A 17,268-nucleotide genomic window follows, 5' to 3' on the forward strand; every position below is an offset into this window, starting at 1 on the left:
CGTGCTGGCGCCGGGGCCTTCTTGCATCTGGCCAGTACCGCGCATAGGTTCCGGCCAAATTTCGCGGGGGATGCCCCGCCGTAATCCAACAGGAGCATCCTCAATGGACGTAAGCGCAATCGGCCAGTTTCTTCCGCTCATCCTGATCTTCGCGATCATGTATTTCCTGCTGATCCGTCCGCAGCAGAAAAAGATGAAGGAACACCAGAAAATGGTTGGCGCGCTGCGCCGCGGCGACCAGGTCGTCACCCAGGGTGGGCTGATCGGCAAGGTTGCCAAGGTCAAGGACGACAAGGAAATCGAGGTCGAGCTGGCCGAGGGCGTCAAGGTCCGCGTGGTCAAGCAGACCATCGCGCAGGTCCTGTCCAAGACCGAACCGGCCGAAAGCTGATCGGGTATGCTGCAGGTCGATCTCTGGAAGCGCGTGCTGATCTGGGCGACTGTCGTGGTCGGCCTGCTGCTCGCCATGCCCAACGCATTCTATTCGCGGGTCGAAACCCACAACGATGCCGTAAAGGCCATCGAGGCGGGTCTTGATACCACGGAAAACCGCGATCTCGCTGCCGGCTGGCCCTCTTACCTGCCTTCGGGGCTGGTGAACCTCGGGTTGGACCTGCGCGGCGGTGCGCACCTTCTGGCAGAGGTCCAGGTGCAGGACGTCTACGAGGCGCGGATGGAATCGCTCTGGCCCGAGGTTCGCGACCTGTTGCGCGACGCGCGCGACGAGGTCGGCACCATCCGCCTGCAGCCCAACGCCCCCCTGGGCGAACTGCGCATCAAGATTTCCGAACCTGCAGGCATGAACCGGGCCATCGAACTGGTGCGCACGCTGGCGCAGCCGGTGGTGTCGCTCACCGGGGCGGGGTCGACCGACCTCGAAGTGCGGGGCGAGGATGACGTGCTGGTCATCACCCTGTCCGAGGCCGAGCGCCAGGCGCTCGACGACCGCACCATGCAGCAGAGCCTGGAAATCATCCGGCGCCGCATCGACGAGGTTGGCACCCGTGAACCGACGATTCAACGCCAGGGGTTTGACCGCATCCTGATCCAGGTGCCGGGCATCGGGTCCGCCGCCGAACTCAAAGAGATCATCGGCACCACCGCGCAGCTGACCTTCCAGCCGGTGGTCAGCCGGACGTCCGACGGCAGCGAACGCCCCGGCGTCGGCAACGAGATCCTGCCCGCGCTGGATCAGGAGGGTGTCTACTACATCCTCGAACAGGCCCCCGTCGTCACCGGCGAGGACCTGACCAACGCGCAGCCCGCCTTTGACCAGAACGGCCGTCCGGCGGTGAACTTCAGCTTCAACCCCTCGGGGGCGCGGCGTTTCGGCGATTACACCGCCAACAACATCGGTTCGCCCTTTGCCATCGTTCTGGACGACGAGGTTATCTCGGCCCCCGTCATCCAGGCCCATATCGCGGGCGGGTCAGGCATCATCACCGGCAGTTTCACGGTCGAGGAATCGACCCAGCTGGCCGTGCTGCTGCGCGCCGGTGCCCTGCCGGCGAAACTGGTCTTCCTCGAAGAACGGACCATCGGCCCGGAACTGGGGCAGGACAGCATCGACGCGGGCAAGATCGCCACGATGGTGGCCTTTGTCGCGGTGCTGGTCTTCATGGCGCTCAGCTATGGCCTCTTCGGTCTGTTTGCCAATGTCGCGTTGATCCTGAACATCGCGTTGATCTTTGGCCTTCTGTCGATGATCGGGGCGACGCTGACCCTGCCGGGCATCGCGGGGATCGTGCTGACCGTGGGTATGGCCGTGGATGCCAACGTGCTGGTGTTCGAGCGGATCCGCGAGGAAGTGCGCACCGCGCGCGGTCCGGCGCGGGCCATCGAACTGGGCTATGAAAAGGCGCTGTCGGCGATCGTCGATGCCAATATCACCACCTTCATCACGGCGGTGATACTCTATGTCATGGGCTCTGGCCCGGTGCGCGGCTTTGCCGTCACCCTGGGCTTTGGCATCCTGACCTCCGTCTTTACTGCGATCTTTGTCACGCGGCTCTTGATCGTCATCTGGTTCGAACGCCGCCGTCCGAAAACGATCGAGGTCTGACATGCGCCTGAGACTGGTTCCCCAACAGACCAACTTCGATTTCTTTTCGCGGCCGGTGCTCTGGCTGGGCATCTCGGCCTTCCTGATCCTGCTGGCGCTTGGCAGCTTCGGTCTGCGCGGGCTGAACTACGGCATCGACTTTCGCGGCGGCACCACGATCCGGACCGAAAGCGCGCAGCCGGTGGACGTGGGCGCCTATCGCGACGCGCTGGCGGCGCTGGAACTGGGCGACGTCGTGATCTCAGAGGTCTTCGACCCCAATTTCGGACCCGAGCAGAACGTGGCCATGATCCGCATCGGCGCCCAGGACGGCGAAGAGGCGGTCAGCACAGAGGTGATCGAAACCGCCGAGGCAGCGCTGCTGGAAATCTCGCCGGACATCAAGTTCGTCTCGGTCGAATCCGTCGGCCCCAAGGTCTCGGGCGAATTGATCCGCACGGCGGCCATCGCCGTGGCGCTGGCGATCGGGGCGGTGCTGGTCTACATCTGGCTGCGCTTTGAATGGCAGTTCGCCGTCGGCGCGGTCGTCGCACTGGTACATGACGTGGTGCTGACCATCGGCGTTTTTTCGGAACTGCAGATCCGGTTCGACCTGGCGATCATCGCGGCTTTGCTGACCATCGTCGGCTATTCCTTGAACGACACGGTCGTGGTCTTCGACCGCGTGCGTGAGAACCTGATCAAGTACAAGTCCAAGGACCTAAAAGAGGTGCTCAACCTCTCGATCAACGAGACGCTGAGCCGGACTTTCATGACATCCCTAACCACGCTCCTGGCGCTGATTGCGCTTCTGGTGCTGGGCGGCGACGTGATCCGCGGCTTTGTCTTTGCCATGACTTGGGGCGTGATCGTCGGCACCTATTCGTCGATTTTCGTGGCCTCCGTCATGCTGCTGCGCCTTGGCGTGAAACGCGACTGGTCCAAGCCCACGGACACGACCGGAAACCAGTTCGGCGACATTGATGCCTGACGCATGGTTCAGCCTGTCTCCGACGGAGATGGGCTGGGTCATCCTGGCGGCGTTCCTCGCCGGGTTGGTACGTGGTTTCACCGGGTTCGGCTCGGGGCTGGTTTTCTTGCCGGTGGCGGCGCAGGGGCTGCCCCCCTTCGGCGCTATCCTCACGATGACCCTGATGGATCTGTTCGGGCCGGTGCCGATTGTCCGCCGCGCCTGGGCCGATGTGGACCGGGGCGATCTGGGGCGCCTGTTACTGGGCTGTGTGCTGTGTCTGCCCCTGGGACTATGGGTGCTGACGCTGATTGCGCCAGAGATCTTTCAACTTGCTGTGGGGCTTCTGGCGCTGGCAATGCTGGCGGTTCTGACGCTGGGCCTGCGCTATCGCGGGCAGGTGGGCCGGCGCATGGTGACGGGCATCGGTGCCCTGTCCGGGGGCCTTGGCGGCGTTGCCGGTTTGCCGGGTCCGCCGGTGATCCTGTTTTATATGGCGCGCCCTTTGCCGATACAGAACATCCGCGCCACGATCCTGCTGTTCCTGATGTCCTACGACCTGCTCTTGGTGGCCTACATGGGAGTTTTCGGCCGGCTGGAGGCGGGGTTTGCCGTCTTGGGATTGGCGATGGCGGTGCCCAACATGGTCGGTGCCTGGCTGGGCGGGCGGCTTTTTCGCCCGGAGCAGGAGCGGGTCTACCGCAGTGTCGCCTATGGTCTGATCGCCGTCTCGGCCTTGTCGGCCCTGCCGGTTTGGGGGTAGGGAGAGCGCATGCGACTGAACGAGATCACATTCACCGATGCGCTGCCGGTCGACGGCTACGGTCCCGGCTTTTTCCGCGTTGGCGGCGAGGTCCACGAGGGCGCTTTGCTGATCTGGGACCGGGGCCGCGCCGACTGGGGCGGGCTGGAGGATCACGAGACACTGCTGAGCATGATCGGCTTTGTCGACGTGATTTTTGTCGGCACGGGGGCCGAAACCGCGCATCTGCCCAAGGGGTTGCGCGACAGGCTGGAAGAGGCCGGGCTGGGCGTCGAGGCGATGAATTCGCCTTCGGCCTGCCGCACCTACAACGTCCTCTTGAGCGAAGGCCGCCGGGTGGCGCTGGCCGCGCTGCCGGTCTGAGAGTCGCGCATCTGGCTGGCGTGACGGGCAGGGGGCTCTGCCCCCGTCTCCCTTCGGTCGACTCCCCCGGAGATATTTGGGGCCCAAAGAAGCAGGCTGCCGCGGTCTTGCGGTGCGGGCATCGCGTCGCGGCGGACGCTTGGGGCTTTTGCGGGCGCGCGCACTGGGGTAAGCCGCACAGCATGGATTTGACGGCAAGCGATCTGACGGTGGCCCGGGGCGGCGTGCCGGTGCTGGACGGGGTGAGTTTTGCGCTTGCGCCGGGCCGTGCGCTGGTCTTGCGCGGCCCCAATGGCGCGGGCAAGACAACCTTGTTGCGCACCGTGGCGGGCTTGCAGCCCGCGATGGCCGGAGAGGTCACGGGCGCGGGCGAGCGCATCGCCTATGCCGGGCACGCCGACGGGCTGAAATCCATGCTCAGCGTGGGGGAAAACCTGCGGTTCTGGGCGCAGGTCTTCGGCACCGAGGGGATCTCTGGCGCGCTCTCTGCCTTCAACCTCGAAACCCTGGAGGACCGGCTGGCCGGGACCCTGTCCGCCGGGCAAAAGCGGCGGCTGGGGCTGGCGCGCCTGATGGTGACGGGGCGGCCTGTCTGGGTGCTGGACGAGCCGACGGTTTCGCTGGATATCGCCTCTGTCGCGCTCTTTGCCGAGGCGGTGCGCGCGCACCTGGGGCAGGGGGGATCGGCGCTGATGGCGACCCATATCGACCTTGGCATTCCCGAGGCGGATGATTTCGATGTGACGCCCTATCGCGCGAAACCGCGCGCGGCCCTGCAGGACGAGGCTTTCCTGTGATCGCGCTACTGACACGGGATCTGCGGCTGGCGGTGCGGGCCGGGGGCGGCTTTGGCCTTGGTCTGGCCTTTTTCCTGATTGTCACGGTGCTGGTGCCCTTTGGTGTCGGCCCGCAGACCGACCTTCTGACGCAGATCGCGCCCGGCATCCTGTGGATCGGTGCGCTGTTGGCCTGCCTGCTCTCGCTCGACCGGATCTTTGCGCTGGATTGGGAGGACGGGTCGCTGGACCTGCTCGCCACCGCGCCCCTGCCGATGGAGGGTATTGTCAGCGTCAAGGCGCTTGCGCACTGGATCACCACCGGCCTGCCGCTGGTGCTGGTGGCGCCTGCGCTGGGGGTGCTGCTGAACCTGGCCGGGCCGGGCTATCTCTGGCTGTTCATCAGCCTTGCGCTTGGCACACCGGCCTTGTCGGTCATCGGCACCTTTGGCGCGGCGCTGACCGTGGGGCTGAAACGGGGCGGTCTGCTGATGTCGCTGCTGGTGCTGCCGCTATACGTGCCAACGCTGATCTTTGGCGCCGAGGTGGCGCGGCGCGGGGCCGAGGGGCTGGCGGTGCAGACGCCCTTGCTGATGCTGGCGGGGATCAGTTTCGGGGTTGCCGCGCTCTTGCCCTTTGCCAGCGCAGCGGTGCTGCGGATCAACCTCCGGTGAGCGCGCGCCCGTGACGTATTGCGCCGACGCGATATTTGCGCTGTAACCGCCAGACAAGGGAGGCCAAGGACCATGTCGATCTGGGAATATGCCAATCCGGTCAAGTTCATCCGCACCGCGGATATGCTCTTGCCCTGGGTGACGGTTGCGGCGGTGATCTGCCTTGTCACGGGCCTGGTCTGGGGGTTCTTCTTTACGCCAGAGGATTTCCGGCAAGGATCGACCGTCAAGATCATCTACCTGCACGTGCCTGCGGCGATGATGGCGATCAACGCCTGGATCATGATGCTGCTGGCCTCGCTGATCTGGATCGTGCGGCGCCACCACGTCAGCGCGCTGGCCGCCCGCGCCGCCGCGCCCATTGGCGCCACCATGACGGTGATCGGCCTTGTCACCGGCGCGATCTGGGGCCAGCCCATGTGGGGTACATGGTGGGCCTGGGATCCGCGCCTGACGGTCTTCCTGATCCTCTTTCTCTTTTACCTCGGCTACATGGCCCTTTGGGAGGCGATCGAGGATGACGACACCGCCGCCGACCTGACCTCGATCCTCTGCCTCGTGGGGTCGGTCTTTGCGCTGCTGTCGCGGTATGCGGTGCAGTTCTGGAATCAGGGATTGCACCAGGGGTCCTCCGTGCTGCGGGCGGGCGCCGTGACCGGCGCGGACATGGACGAAAAGGTTTCGAACGTCTATTTCATGCCGTTGCTGGTCTCGGGCGTGGGCTTTGTCCTGCTGTTCGTGGCGCTTGTGCTCTTGCGCACCCAGACGGAAATCCGGGCGCGCCGCTCGCGCGCCCTCTTGGCACGGGAGCGCAGCGCATGATGCCGGAACTGGGCAAATACGCGGGCACGGTGCTGTCGTCCTACGCGGTCTCCCTGCTGCTGATCATCCTGCTGATCGTGGTCAGCGTGCTACGGTCACGCCGGGTCAGGGCCGAGCTGCAGCGTATCGAGGAGCGTCAGAAGAAGAATGGCTAAGGTTTCCCCTCTCATGCTGGCGCCGCCGCTGATCTTTGCAGCGCTCGGCGCGCTGTTCTATTTCGGCCTGGGCCGCGAAGACCCTGACAAGCTGGAATCCATGTTCGCGGGCAAGCCTGCCCCGCAGATGACCGATGCCGCCCTGCCGGGCTATGCCGCCATCACGCCCGAGATGCTGGCGGGGGGCGAGGTGACGGTGGTCAACTTTTGGGCCAGCTGGTGCCCGCCCTGCCGCGCCGAACATCCCGTCTTGCTGAAGATGCGTGAGGACGGCATCCGCCTTGTCGGCGTGAACATCAAGGACAAGGCGGGCAATGCTACCAAGTACCTGACCGATGACGGCAACCCCTTCATGGCAGTGGCCTTTGACCCGGCCGGGCGCACGGCGATCGATTGGGGGGTGACCGGCCCGCCGGAAACCTTCATCCTGGACGGTGAGGGCACGGTCCTGTTCAAGTTCGTTGGTCCCCTTGTGGGGGCGGATTACGAGCAGCGTTTCCTGCCCAAGCTGAACGAGGCCCTGGGCCGTTAAAAGATTTCCCTGAGGAACTTCTTTGGAAGGCACTACACTCGCCCGGGCGTGCGAGTCGTTTGTCTACAAAAAAGAAGCGATTTTTCAGGGAGAGGGACATGTTTTCACGACTGACAGGGCTGTGCCTTGGGCTGGCGATGGCCGGTGCCACGGCGCAGGCAGAGCCGAGCCTGGACCGGGGACGTTACCTGGTCGAAGGACCGGCAGGCTGCGGCAATTGCCATACACCGATGGGGCCGCAGGGCCCTGTGATGGACCAGAACCTGGCCGGGCGGCTGGTGGACAAGAACCCGGCCTTTACCGCCATTGCCCCCAACATCACGCCCGCCGGGGCCGTCGCGGGCTGGTCCGATGCCGAACTGGCGCGGGCGATCCGCGAAGGCCTGCGCCCCGATGGCACGATCATCGGGCCGCCGATGCCCTTTGCCATGTATCGCGGCCTGTCCGATGACGACCTGATGAGCATGGTGATGTACCTGCGCACCGTGCCCACGGTCGAGAACGACCCGGGCAAGAGCACCTACAACATCCCGCTGCCGCCCGCCTATGGCCCGCCGGTCGATAGCGTGCCGCATCCTCAGCAGGCGGTGACCGTCGAATATGGCGCCTACCTGGCCGGGCCGGTGTCGCATTGCATGGAATGCCACACCCCGATGGGTGAGAAAGGTCCGATGCTGGACAGCCACCTGGGCGCTGGCGGTTTCGAGTTCCACGGCCCCTGGGGCACGTCCGTCGCCGCCAACCTGACCTCGCACGAGGATGGGCTGGCAGGCTATACCGACGCGGAACTGGCGGACATGATCGTCAAGGGAGTGCGGCCCGACGGCAGCCAGATGTTGCCGCCGATGCCTTATGGCTACTTCTCGCAGATGACGGGCGATGACCTTTCGGCCGTCATCCTCTACCTGCGCAGCCTGGCGCCGTTGCCCGACGCGGGCTGAACGCGCGCGGCAGGGACAGGCCAAGGCGGCCTGTGATCACAGATCGCAGGCCGCTGCCTGTGTCGTGGCCTGCTGGGGCGCGGCGCAGGTCTGAGCGCCGTCGTCCTGCCCGGCATAGGCGCCGATCACGGCCAGCATGACGAGCGCGGCGGCCTGGAGAATGGTCAGGGTTTTCATGGGTCTGCCTCGTTTGTCTTTCTGTTCAAGACATGGGGTCTCGAGGCTGATTTACAGGGGGGAATGGGTGGCGCGCAGGTCAGGAAATCCGCCAGTGCGCAGGATTTGCGCGGAAACCTGCAACCTTGTCGTGGAAATGGGCATCCCTTGGCCGATCTATGAGCCGAGGCCGGCAGGGCATCTTGTGGTTCCGGCCCATCCGGCCAGGCGAATGCGCTGACCATTGGAATCCGACAGATAGAAAAACGGGCCCCGCGATAATTGCAGGACCCGCGCCGAGTGCCTGTGCACAATGCCCCCAGGAAGAAGGGCGAAGCGTCAGGCGCTCTTACGGAACTGGATGACGGGGGTAGTCAGGCCCAGTTTCGTACGCAGTTGCGTGGGCAGCATCCGGCTGGAGGAAATGCGCGGCTTGGTCATTTCCGGGATCAGGCGTTCCACACCATTGTAGAGTGCGAGATACTCGTCGTAGTTGTCGAAGTTCTTGCGCGCTGCGTAATCGACGAAGGTTTCCGCCGCCGCGCCGTTGGCAAGGATCTCTTCATGGCTCTCGGTTTCGACATGGTAGACCTTGAAGCGGCCGCCCAACTCTGTTGCCGGGACAAAGTCGATGGTCGACCCGTTGACCAGGGCAGAGGCATTCACCACCAGACCGTCAAGGATCATGCCGTGATCCGCGGTGACAGTCAGGTCGCTGTGGGGCAAACCGTCGCCAAGCGCGCCCGCGCTGATGCGAACCATCTGCTTGCCGGTCTCGCTGAAGAGGCTGCTCAGGGTCTGGACGCCCACCCATTTGATCGTCGTTTCAGACCCGTCTGCCGTGCGGATCGTGTCGCCGATGGCCAGGTCCTCTACCTTGCGCTCACCCTGTGCGGTGTCGATCAGCGTGCCTTCTGCAAAGCAGTAGGCGTAGGGCGCGTCGCTCGTCAGGTTGATGGTGGAACTCAGCACGCCAGCGAGAGGCTCGCCTTCGGGATACCACAGGTAGGTCGTTCCGCCCTGCGAGAAGGCCACGACGGGTTTCGAATCGAGTTCGATGCCGCCCAGGCCGAGCGTCGCCGCCGTCCCTTGACCGATGTAGGAAAAGCCCGAGCCATTGAAGGTGGCGGTATCCGCGGTTTCGAAGGCATCGTCATCGTCGACGAAAGTGGCCGTACCCAGTTCCGGACCATAGGGCAGCAACCCGACGTCCAGGACGCCACCGACGGTAAGAGCAACGCCGCCGGTATACTCATGCACGTTGGCAAGGTCGATTGTTGACATGAAATTCTCCTATACATCACACCATAAAGATCAGGGCTCTGAAGAGTCCTGCCTTGCAGACACGCCGATACGCTTTCCGAAGTTTGCGCTGACGCCTTCGGATGAGTATGGATTCGCTCCCGCATGAGAAGAGTTACTCCAGCGGTTTTAACGCGGTCAACCGAATTGATACATCTTGCACTATGATTTTTAGTACACCTAAGGTTGCATTTTTTGAGAGTGAAACCTGACTGGTGAGTGTATATGTTTGCAAGGTTAGGCGTGAGTCGGCAAAATTTTCGGACGATCTTAGGGCGGATCCATAGTGCAATGATGAGCTTCCCTCACGGGTGGATCACGGTGGCAAGTTGTGAGGCTGGAAGGCGACGTGATATAAACAACTTTAGATTGTATAAGTGGGAGCCCGCCATTTTTGGGGAGAGGAATCCATTGGCGGGAGGAGAAATGAAAAAATGATATAGTTGTTTGGCTTCCTTCTGAGCGCAATCGATGCGTTCAAGCAGTGGTTTGCTGCGGATGACAGACGGACCAGTCGGCTGTGCGCGGTTGTGTCAAACCCCGGCTCTTGCCAAAGGCCAAGCGGACATGACGTCACGACGCCGACAGGTGCCTGGACATCCTCGTGGGTCGTCATCACGAAGGACGGGCATTGGCGAACACGGCGGGGACGGTCGCCCGTCGAGAGCGTGACGGTGCGGGGACAGTACTAGATGCCACTCGAGGCGAGACGCTCCCGAAGAGTCGGGCTTTCTGCCGACCCAGGGGGCTCTATGCGATCATGCAGCTGTGTTGGGCAGGTCTTCTGCAAAACCGGCCCGCCGCTGGATGCCGAGGCGCGACGCGATGTGCGCCGGCAGGTGCCGCGCGCTTGATATCCGGGGACGGGGCATTTCCGGGATGATCCGCTCGACGCGGTACAGCCTGAGGTACGCGTCGAAATTGTCGAACCGGCGCCGGTCTCGGTAGTTGATATAGGTCTCAGAGGGCGCGCCATTGGCCAGGATCACCTCATGCGCCTCCGTCTCGACATGGTAGACCGTGAGGCTCTCGGGCAGCTCCGGGGCAGGCACGAAGTCAATCGTCGTCCCGTTCACCAGTGCCGAGGCGTTGATGACCAGCCCGTCGATCACCAGGCCGTGGTCGGCGGTGACGGTAAGATCGCTGAGCGGCAGCCCGCTGCCCAGGGCGCCCGCGCGGATGCACACCAGCCGACGGCCCCTGCGGGGGACGACCAGTCTTTGCCTCCCGATCCAATGGACCCGAGCCACCCCGCCGCTGGCGGTCCACAGGCGGTCCCCGATCCAAAGGCTCTCGACCTGGACGGGGCCGTCTTCGGTGTCGATCATCGTGCCGGATACGAAACAGTCGGGGTAGTCGCTGGTGTCCAGCGTGTCCAGGTTCAACGGGCTGGGAAAGGTGTAGTCGGCGAGGTTGTCGGTCAGCGGGATGGGAATAAAGCTGTACCCGTTGGTCAGGGCAAAAACGGGCAGGTTGACCGTGCCGCCCCCGGCCTTGGTCACGTCGACATTGCCCAGGTAGGTGCAATTGCTGCTGTTGATGCCATTGACCCGATAGATCAGCGTGTCGCCGGTTTCAAAGCTGTTATCGACCTCCAGCTCGACCACTTCCAGCAGGCTGGGCTCTGTCCCCGATCCGCCCAGCGTGACGGTTCCCGAGGTGCCCAGATAGTAGCCCGAGCTTTGAAACTGGAAGGTTCCCATGACGTGTTCGTCCTCTCGTTACCCATGCGGCGGGGGCCTTCGGCAAGGCCTGCTGCCAATCATACTGTTGTGTCCGGCGCACTTGTCAGGCTCGCCTTGCCTCTCTTGCGTTTGGTCGCGGCGCGACGCCAAGGTCTAGCCGCGCGCGGATCGCCTCCGGCAATTGGCGCCGGCACGAGATCCGTGGGTACGCCATCTCGGGGATGATCCGCTCGACCCCATAGAGATCCAGGTACGCACCGAAATTGTCGTAGGCGCGACGACCGCGGTAGTCGATGAAGGTTTCCGAGGGCGCGCCATTGGCGAGGATCACCTCATGGCCGTCCGTTTCGACGTGGTAGACGGTCAATGTCTCGGGGAGGTCCGACAGCGGCATCCACTCGATGCTGTCCCCGTTCACGAGCGCCGAGGCATTGACCAGGCACCCCTCTACCAGCAAGGCGTGGTCGGCGGTCACGACAAGGTCACGGAATGGCTGTTGTGGTCCAAGCGCCCCGGCTCTGACACGCACAATATGGGCAACGCGAGCGGAAACGGTTTGCCGCGCCAGCCAGCGCAGGGGCAGGGCCGTGCCGTCATTGGAGAGGACCCAATCCCCGATCTCCAGGTCTTCGATCGGGCGTTCCCCGCCGGGCGTGGCGATCAGCGTGCCTGCTGCAAAACAGTTGACCACGTAGATTTCGGATGAGGTCGTCGAGGTCGACCCGGCGGTCAGCGGGAAATCGTCAAGCTCGCCGTTGTGGGGCACGTAGTACAACCCGTTCGGGGCGGAGAAGCTGGGATCGTAGCGAAAGACGCCGAATTGTTGCCCGTTGTGTTCGATCACGTAACCCGAAAAGGTGTAGTCCGAGGTGTTCCAGTGATCGACACCGGCATCCACCAGCCCGTCCTCGTCGATATCGGTCACATCACGGCTCAGACTGTTGTTTGACGGAAAGGTCCAGGACAGCGTGCCGCCGCTGTCTACGCCGGAAAATGCATAATAATTTGTAAATGTGGTCGTGGTCGCCATGAAATTCTCCCCGGGTGACAGTCGGAAATCCGTGCAACTCGCTATGACAACAGGTTAACCGATTCGCCGCGCATCGCCAGAACTTTGCCGTTGGCTTTGCCTCCGGGGGCGGCGGGGCCTCGTCGCGCGGCAGGGAGAGCGCCTAGGTGTGAAGTCTCAGTAGGTTGTTCACCCGACGCGGGGTTAGGCAGAAATCGTGCCCAGTAAATCCGGGGCGCCGTCAGCGGTCAATCCGACCAGTTCATAGGCGCCGCTGGTCAGCACGCTGGACACGGTCCATGTCACGTCGTTGCCGACCGCAGTGCTGGTGTCATTGCTGCCGTCGGCACCGTCGCTGACCACAGAGGTGATCGCGTTCGGCCCCTGCATCTGGAAGTCGCCGTTCACGTCGGTCCCGCCGGCGACATAAATATGCGTAAGGCTTTGCGATACCGGGGGACAATCCTCTGGAACCGATAGTCACGCGGACGATCGCCCGCAGGTTCGGCTTGGGTCCCGGTCGCGATGAATGGGCGCCACGCGAAAGGCTGGCGGCGCCCCGGTGCTGGCTGAGGTCAGTCGGCCCGCGTCGTCAGGGCGACCTCGTTTGCGATCCGCGCACGTTTGGCCGCGGCGTCCTGTTCGATAATCGGGCCGATGCGGAAGGCGTCCACGATCCACCAGATGACAAAGGCCAGCAGCATCGGGATGCCGATGATGAAATAGGCCAGCAGCAGCCCGCCCCAGAGCAGGATCAGCTGGACGATGGCGGTGCCGACGCGGCCCAGGTAGAACCGATGGGCGGCAAACCCGCTGAGGAAGAACCACAGCAAATAGGCCGTTGTCGAGGACTTCTTTTCATTGGTTAGTTTCTGTTCGACCAGCATTTGCTGTTGCGTGGAAAGTTCCAATCCATGTCTCCTGAGCGTCTGAAATCCCTGTGTTGATGCAGGATGAAAGGTGAATACGGCATAAATATGGGAGCAATTGGGAAGAGGCCCCGGGGCAGGGGCCGCCTCGATTTCGCGTTTCGATCTGGCTGGGGGCTCAGGCGCGGAGCGCGCTATCGGAATGTGATATTTCGATCCCAAGACGCGCCCGGATTCCCGCCGGAAGATGCCGTGCGCTGGAAATTCGGGGCGCGCGCATCTCGGGAACGATCCTCTCGCAGCCGTAGAGGCCGAGATATTCGTCATGGTTCTCAAAGGACCGTCGGTCGCGGTAGTCGATGAATGTCTCCGAAGGTGCGCCATTGGCCAGGATCACCTCATGCGCCTCCGTCTCGACATGGTAGACGGTGAAAGTCTCGGGCAGCTCTGACCGGGGCACGAAGTCAATCGTCGTCCCATTCACCAGCGCCGAGGCGTTGATCACATACCCGTCGATGACCATGCCGTGGTCGGCGGTGACCGTGAGGTCGGTGTGGGGCAGGCCATTGCCCAAGGCCCCGGCGCGGATGCGGACAAGCGATGTCTTGGGGGCGCCGATCCGATTGTGCACCGTCTGTCGACCGATCCATTTCACGGGCACGGTCCGACCTTCGGCAGTCTGCACGAGGTCACCGATCGAAAGGTCCTGAACAGGGATTTCCCGGTCCGGTCCGGCAATCATCGTGCCTTGTGCAAAGCAATAAACGTATGTCGCGGGAGAGGTGTCCGGGGACACCAATTGTCCGTTCAGGCCAGCATCGTTGGACAGTGTGTAGTAGCTGCCGTCGTCCAACAGGACGATCGGATCGCCATTGCCGGAAAAGCCGTAGAGCGTCACGCCGCCGGTGTGGTCGGACCAGTCGAGAGCTGCACCGACATCTGTCATTCCATCGTTTACACCGCTGTCGGCGGTATCGAACAGCGTGCTATTGGGGCCGGCTGGGAAGCTGTAGGTGGTGGCTCCGCTTGGAGCGGAAAACCCGTGGAAATAATAATTGGCGAAGGTTTCTGAATTTGGCATCTCTACTCCCTGTCTCGTGTGACGTTGCCGTCAAACAATCTGGGCCGTCAACTCTTATCTCCCGTCCCGTGTGGTGCCCATAGGCGTCGGTGGACCGAGCCGCCTCGCTGTGTCGGACGAAAAAAAAGGGGCGCTGAAAAGCGCCCCTTTCGATCATGTTTCCGAAGCTCACTCAGCCGCCATCGGCTCTTGCGCGAGGTTGCGCAGCACGTAGTGCAGCACGCCGCCGTGTTCGATGTATTCCACCTCGATGGCGGTATCGATCCGGCATTTCAGCGTGATCTCCTTGGTCGAGCCATCCGCATAGGTGATCGTGCAGGGCACTTCCTGCAGCGGCTGCACGGTGTCCAGACCGGTGATCGAGACGCTTTCCTCGCCGGTCAGGCCCAGCGATTTGCGGGTGTCGCCGCCGGTGAACTCGAACGGGATGACGCCCATGCCGACCAGGTTCGAGCGGTGGATACGCTCGAAGGATTCAGCGATGACCGCCTTGACGCCCAGCAGGGCCGTGCCCTTGGCCGCCCAGTCACGCGACGAGCCCGCGCCGTATTGTTCGCCGCCGAAGATCACCAGCGGGGTGCCGGCGTCCTTGTAGGCCATCGCGGCATCGTAGATCGAGGTCTGGTTGCCGTCGGGGCCCTTGGTATAGCCGCCCTCGACGCCGTCCAGCATCTCGTTCTTGATGCGGATGTTGGCAAAGGTGCCGCGCATCATGACCTCGTGGTTGCCCCGGCGCGAGCCGTAGGAGTTGAACTCGCGCTGAGGCACCTGACGTTCGATCAGGTACTTGCCCGCCGGGGTGGTGTCCTTGAAGGAGCCCGCCGGAGAGATGTGGTCCGTGGTGATCATGTCGCCCAGCAGGGCCAGGACGCGCGCGCCCTCGATGTTGGTGATCGCGCCCTTCTCCTTGCCCATGCCCTGGAAGTAGGGCGGGTTCTGGATGTAGGTCGAGGTTGCCGGCCAGTCATAGGTTTCCTGCTGCGGAACCTCGACGCCCTGCCACTTTTCGTCCCCCTTGAAGACATCGGCGTATTTCGACTGGAACGCCTCGCGGGTCACGGTCTGTTCGACCAGCTCGGCCACTTCCTGCGTGGTCGGCCAGATGTCTTTCAGGTAGACGTCCTTGCCGTCCGGCGTCTGGCCGATCGGCTCGGAGGTGATGTCGATGTTCATGTCACCGGCCAGCGCATAGGCCACGACCAGCGGCGGCGAGGCCAGGTAGTTGGCGCGCACGTCCGGGCTGATCCGGCCTTCGAAGTTGCGGTTGCCCGACAGGACAGAGACACCGATCAGGTCGTTGTCGTTGATCGCCTTCGAGATTTCCGGCTGCAGCGGACCGGAGTTGCCGATGCAGGTGGTGCAACCGTAGCCCACGAGGTTAAAGCCGATCTTGTCCAGGTCGTCCTGCAGGCCTGCGGCCTCCAGGTAGGCGGACACAACCTGCGAGCCCGGCGCCAGCGAGGTCTTGACCCAGGGCTTTCGGGTCAGGCCAAGGGCGGCCGCCTTGCGTGCCACCAGGCCCGCGCCGATCATGACGTAGGGGTTCGAGGTGTTGGTGCAGGAGGTGATCGAGGCGATCACGACCGAGCCGTCGCGCAGCTCGTAGTCCTCACCTTCGACCGAGGCGCTCTTGTGGATGTTCACCGGCTTGGTCGCGGCGGGGCCTTCGGCGGCCATGTCCTTGGCGTCGCCAGAGATGTCGATGCCGCGGAAATCGGCCACGACCTGTTCAAAGGCGGGCGCGGCGGCGGTCAGGGCGACATAGTCCTGCGGACGCTTGGGGCCGGAGATGGCCGGAACGATGGTGCCCATGTCCAGTTCCAGCGTGTCGGTGTAAACCGGCGCGTAATCCGCGTCGCGCCACATGCCGTTCGCCTTGGCATAGGCTTCGACCAGCGCGATCCGGTCCTTGTCGCGGCCGGTGTTCGTCAGATAGCGCAGGGTCTCGTTGTCGATCGGGAAGAAACCACAGGTGGCGCCGTACTCGGGCGCCATGTTGGCGATGGTGGCGCGGTCAGCCAGCGGCAGCTTGTCCAGGCCGTCGCCGTAGAATTCCACGAACTTGCCGACCACGCCCTTGGCACGCAGCATTTCCACGACTTTCAGAACCAGGTCGGTGCCGGTCGTGCCTTCCATCATCGCGCCGGTCAGCTTGAAGCCGACGACCTCGGGGATCAGCATCGAGATCGGCTGACCCAGCATCGCGGCCTCGGCCTCGATGCCGCCCACACCCCAGCCCAGAACGGCGGCGCCGTTGACCATGGTGGTGTGGCTGTCGGTGCCCACGAGGGTATCGGGGTAGGCGACGGTTTCGCCGTTCTGATCCTCATCGGTCCAGACGGTCTGGCTGAGGTATTCCAGGTTCACCTGGTGGCAGATGCCTGTGCCCGGCGGCACGACGCGGAAGTTGTTGAACGCGGTCTGACCCCATTTCAGGAACGTGTAACGCTCCATGTTGCGCTCATACTCGCGGTCCACGTTCATCTGGAAGGCGCGCGGATTGCCGAATTCGTCGATCATGACCGAGTGGTCGATGACCAGATCGACGGGGTTCAGCGGGTTGATCTTTTGCGCGTCGCCGCCCAGGGCCTTGATGCCGTCACGCATGGCGGCCAGGTCGACCACCGCGGGAACCCCGGTGAAGTCCTGCATCAGAACGCGCGCGGGGCGGTAGGCCAGCTCGCGGTCGCCCTTGCCGCCATTCGCGGCCCAATCGCTGAAGGCCTTGATGTCGTCCTGGGTGACGGTCTTGCCGTCCTCGAAGCGCAGCATGTTCTCCAGCACCACCTTCAGCGCGGCGGGAAGGCGCGAGAAATCGCCAAGGCCAGCGGCCTCGGCTGCCGGGATCGAGTAATAGGCGACGGTCTTGCCGCCGGCTTCGAGCGTCTTGCGCGTGCCCGCGCTGTCATGGCCTACGGTGATGGTCATGGGCAATGCCTCCGATGGGGTGACGAGAATATTCCTTGCGCCTCTCTTGCCGAAAGCCGGTGACTCAATCAAGGGGGGTGCGTCGTTTTTGTATACCGTTGCACACAATTTTGCCGGGCCGGGGCGCCGGACCCGTGCCGCGCGGTCCGGTTGCCTTTCAACCATGCAGCCTGCCTGGGCCCTGACCGCTGTGCAATCCCG

At 63.5% G+C, this 17,268-nt stretch carries 19 protein-coding genes; 11 read left to right on the forward strand and 8 right to left on the reverse strand.

What is annotated here, in order from left to right:
- The first annotated feature begins 103 nt into the window (after positions 1–103).
- From yajC to KZZ07_RS05835, 11 genes are all read left to right on the forward strand, one after another.
- Positions 104–391: a preprotein translocase subunit YajC gene (gene yajC, locus KZZ07_RS05785; protein WP_219512842.1), complete on the forward strand. Its 288-nt coding sequence runs from the start codon at positions 104–106 to the stop codon at positions 389–391.
- Positions 392–397: 6 nt separating this feature from the next.
- Positions 398–2,062 carry a protein translocase subunit SecD gene (gene secD, locus KZZ07_RS05790; RefSeq protein WP_219512843.1) on the forward strand — a complete coding sequence of 555 codons (1,665 nt, stop codon included), beginning with the start codon at positions 398–400 and terminating at the stop codon, positions 2,060–2,062.
- Between the two features lies 1 nt (position 2,063).
- Positions 2,064–3,032 carry a protein translocase subunit SecF gene (gene secF, locus KZZ07_RS05795; RefSeq protein WP_219512844.1) on the forward strand — a complete coding sequence of 323 codons (969 nt, stop codon included), beginning with the start codon at positions 2,064–2,066 and terminating at the stop codon, positions 3,030–3,032.
- Positions 3,025–3,774, forward strand: a complete 750-nt coding sequence (locus KZZ07_RS05800; RefSeq protein ID WP_219512845.1) for a sulfite exporter TauE/SafE family protein — start codon at positions 3,025–3,027, stop codon at positions 3,772–3,774. The genes secF and KZZ07_RS05800 overlap by 8 nt, the downstream gene beginning before the upstream one ends.
- 9 nt (positions 3,775–3,783) lie before the next feature.
- Positions 3,784–4,137 (forward strand): Mth938-like domain-containing protein, encoded by a 354-nt coding sequence (locus KZZ07_RS05805; RefSeq protein WP_219512846.1) that lies wholly within the window; start codon positions 3,784–3,786, stop codon positions 4,135–4,137.
- A gap of 182 nt (positions 4,138–4,319) precedes the next feature.
- Entirely contained in the window at positions 4,320–4,934 is a 615-nt protein-coding gene (gene ccmA / locus KZZ07_RS05810) for a heme ABC exporter ATP-binding protein CcmA (RefSeq protein ID WP_219512847.1), read from the forward strand.
- Positions 4,931–5,587, forward strand: a complete 657-nt coding sequence (ccmB, locus tag KZZ07_RS05815; RefSeq protein WP_219512848.1) for a heme exporter protein CcmB — start codon at positions 4,931–4,933, stop codon at positions 5,585–5,587. Before ccmA ends, ccmB begins: the two co-directional genes overlap by 4 nt.
- Before the next feature lie 72 nt (positions 5,588–5,659).
- Positions 5,660–6,409 (forward strand): heme ABC transporter permease CcmC, encoded by a 750-nt coding sequence (ccmC, locus tag KZZ07_RS05820; protein ID WP_219512849.1) that lies wholly within the window; start codon positions 5,660–5,662, stop codon positions 6,407–6,409.
- Positions 6,406–6,564, forward strand: a complete 159-nt coding sequence (gene ccmD, locus KZZ07_RS05825; RefSeq protein ID WP_219512850.1) for a heme exporter protein CcmD — start codon at positions 6,406–6,408, stop codon at positions 6,562–6,564. The genes ccmC and ccmD overlap by 4 nt, the downstream gene beginning before the upstream one ends.
- Positions 6,557–7,096: a DsbE family thiol:disulfide interchange protein gene (locus tag KZZ07_RS05830; RefSeq protein ID WP_219512852.1), complete on the forward strand. Its 540-nt coding sequence runs from the start codon at positions 6,557–6,559 to the stop codon at positions 7,094–7,096. Before ccmD ends, KZZ07_RS05830 begins: the two co-directional genes overlap by 8 nt.
- Before the next feature lie 98 nt (positions 7,097–7,194).
- Positions 7,195–8,037, forward strand: coding sequence for a cytochrome c (locus KZZ07_RS05835; protein ID WP_255564181.1), 843 nt, complete (start codon positions 7,195–7,197; stop codon positions 8,035–8,037).
- A gap of 36 nt (positions 8,038–8,073) precedes the next feature.
- Here KZZ07_RS05835 and KZZ07_RS05840 read toward each other — a convergent pair whose 3' ends face one another.
- The 8 genes from KZZ07_RS05840 to acnA form a co-directional block, all read right to left on the reverse strand.
- Complete coding sequence (locus tag KZZ07_RS05840) at positions 8,074–8,214, reverse strand: hypothetical protein (protein WP_219512853.1); 141 nt, start codon at positions 8,212–8,214, stop codon at positions 8,074–8,076.
- A gap of 318 nt (positions 8,215–8,532) precedes the next feature.
- Positions 8,533–9,477: a Hint domain-containing protein gene (locus KZZ07_RS05845; protein ID WP_219512854.1), complete on the reverse strand. Its 945-nt coding sequence runs from the start codon at positions 9,475–9,477 to the stop codon at positions 8,533–8,535.
- A gap of 776 nt (positions 9,478–10,253) precedes the next feature.
- A complete protein-coding gene (locus tag KZZ07_RS05850; protein WP_219512855.1) occupies positions 10,254–11,198 on the reverse strand; it encodes a Hint domain-containing protein in 945 nt (314 codons plus the stop codon).
- 85 nt (positions 11,199–11,283) lie between these two features.
- Positions 11,284–12,210: a Hint domain-containing protein gene (locus KZZ07_RS05855; protein ID WP_219512856.1), complete on the reverse strand. Its 927-nt coding sequence runs from the start codon at positions 12,208–12,210 to the stop codon at positions 11,284–11,286.
- 183 nt (positions 12,211–12,393) lie between these two features.
- The gene (locus KZZ07_RS05860; RefSeq protein ID WP_219512857.1) at positions 12,394–12,597 is read right to left on the reverse strand and encodes a hypothetical protein; all 204 of its coding nucleotides are present in this window, start codon (positions 12,595–12,597) and stop codon (positions 12,394–12,396) included.
- A gap of 167 nt (positions 12,598–12,764) precedes the next feature.
- Positions 12,765–13,100, reverse strand: coding sequence for a TM2 domain-containing protein (locus KZZ07_RS05865; RefSeq protein WP_255564182.1), 336 nt, complete (start codon positions 13,098–13,100; stop codon positions 12,765–12,767).
- A 136-nt stretch (positions 13,101–13,236) separates the two neighbouring features.
- Positions 13,237–14,139, reverse strand: coding sequence for a Hint domain-containing protein (locus tag KZZ07_RS05870; protein ID WP_219512858.1), 903 nt, complete (start codon positions 14,137–14,139; stop codon positions 13,237–13,239).
- A gap of 168 nt (positions 14,140–14,307) precedes the next feature.
- Entirely contained in the window at positions 14,308–17,067 is a 2,760-nt protein-coding gene (gene acnA / locus KZZ07_RS05875; protein WP_219512859.1) for an aconitate hydratase AcnA, read from the reverse strand.
- Between the last annotated feature and the right edge of the window lie 201 nt (positions 17,068–17,268).

Source organism: Mameliella sp. CS4 (assembly GCF_019392335.1).
Taxonomy (GTDB): Bacteria; Pseudomonadota; Alphaproteobacteria; order Rhodobacterales; family Rhodobacteraceae; genus Antarctobacter.

Excerpts from the sequence above, each read along its gene's own strand:
- yajC (WP_219512842.1), top strand. The coding sequence starts at position 104 with ATGGACGTAAGCGCAATCGGCCAGTTTCTTCCGCTCATCCTGATCTTC.
- secD (WP_219512843.1), top strand. The coding sequence starts at position 398 with ATGCTGCAGGTCGATCTCTGGAAGCGCGTGCTGATCTGGGCGACTGTC.
- secF (WP_219512844.1), top strand. The coding sequence starts at position 2,064 with ATGCGCCTGAGACTGGTTCCCCAACAGACCAACTTCGATTTCTTTTCG.
- KZZ07_RS05800 (WP_219512845.1), top strand. The coding sequence starts at position 3,025 with ATGCCTGACGCATGGTTCAGCCTGTCTCCGACGGAGATGGGCTGGGTC.
- KZZ07_RS05805 (WP_219512846.1), top strand. The coding sequence starts at position 3,784 with ATGCGACTGAACGAGATCACATTCACCGATGCGCTGCCGGTCGACGGC.
- ccmA (WP_219512847.1), top strand. The coding sequence starts at position 4,320 with ATGGATTTGACGGCAAGCGATCTGACGGTGGCCCGGGGCGGCGTGCCG.
- ccmC (WP_219512849.1), top strand. The coding sequence starts at position 5,660 with ATGTCGATCTGGGAATATGCCAATCCGGTCAAGTTCATCCGCACCGCG.
- ccmD (WP_219512850.1), top strand. The coding sequence starts at position 6,406 with ATGATGCCGGAACTGGGCAAATACGCGGGCACGGTGCTGTCGTCCTAC.
- KZZ07_RS05830 (WP_219512852.1), top strand. The coding sequence starts at position 6,557 with ATGGCTAAGGTTTCCCCTCTCATGCTGGCGCCGCCGCTGATCTTTGCA.
- KZZ07_RS05835 (WP_255564181.1), top strand. The coding sequence starts at position 7,195 with ATGTTTTCACGACTGACAGGGCTGTGCCTTGGGCTGGCGATGGCCGGT.
- KZZ07_RS05840 (WP_219512853.1), bottom strand. The coding sequence starts at position 8,214 with ATGAAAACCCTGACCATTCTCCAGGCCGCCGCGCTCGTCATGCTGGCC.
- KZZ07_RS05845 (WP_219512854.1), bottom strand. The coding sequence starts at position 9,477 with ATGTCAACAATCGACCTTGCCAACGTGCATGAGTATACCGGCGGCGTT.
- KZZ07_RS05850 (WP_219512855.1), bottom strand. The coding sequence starts at position 11,198 with ATGGGAACCTTCCAGTTTCAAAGCTCGGGCTACTATCTGGGCACCTCG.
- KZZ07_RS05855 (WP_219512856.1), bottom strand. The coding sequence starts at position 12,210 with ATGGCGACCACGACCACATTTACAAATTATTATGCATTTTCCGGCGTA.
- KZZ07_RS05870 (WP_219512858.1), bottom strand. The coding sequence starts at position 14,139 with ATGCCAAATTCAGAAACCTTCGCCAATTATTATTTCCACGGGTTTTCC.
- acnA (WP_219512859.1), bottom strand. The coding sequence starts at position 17,067 with ATGACCATCACCGTAGGCCATGACAGCGCGGGCACGCGCAAGACGCTC.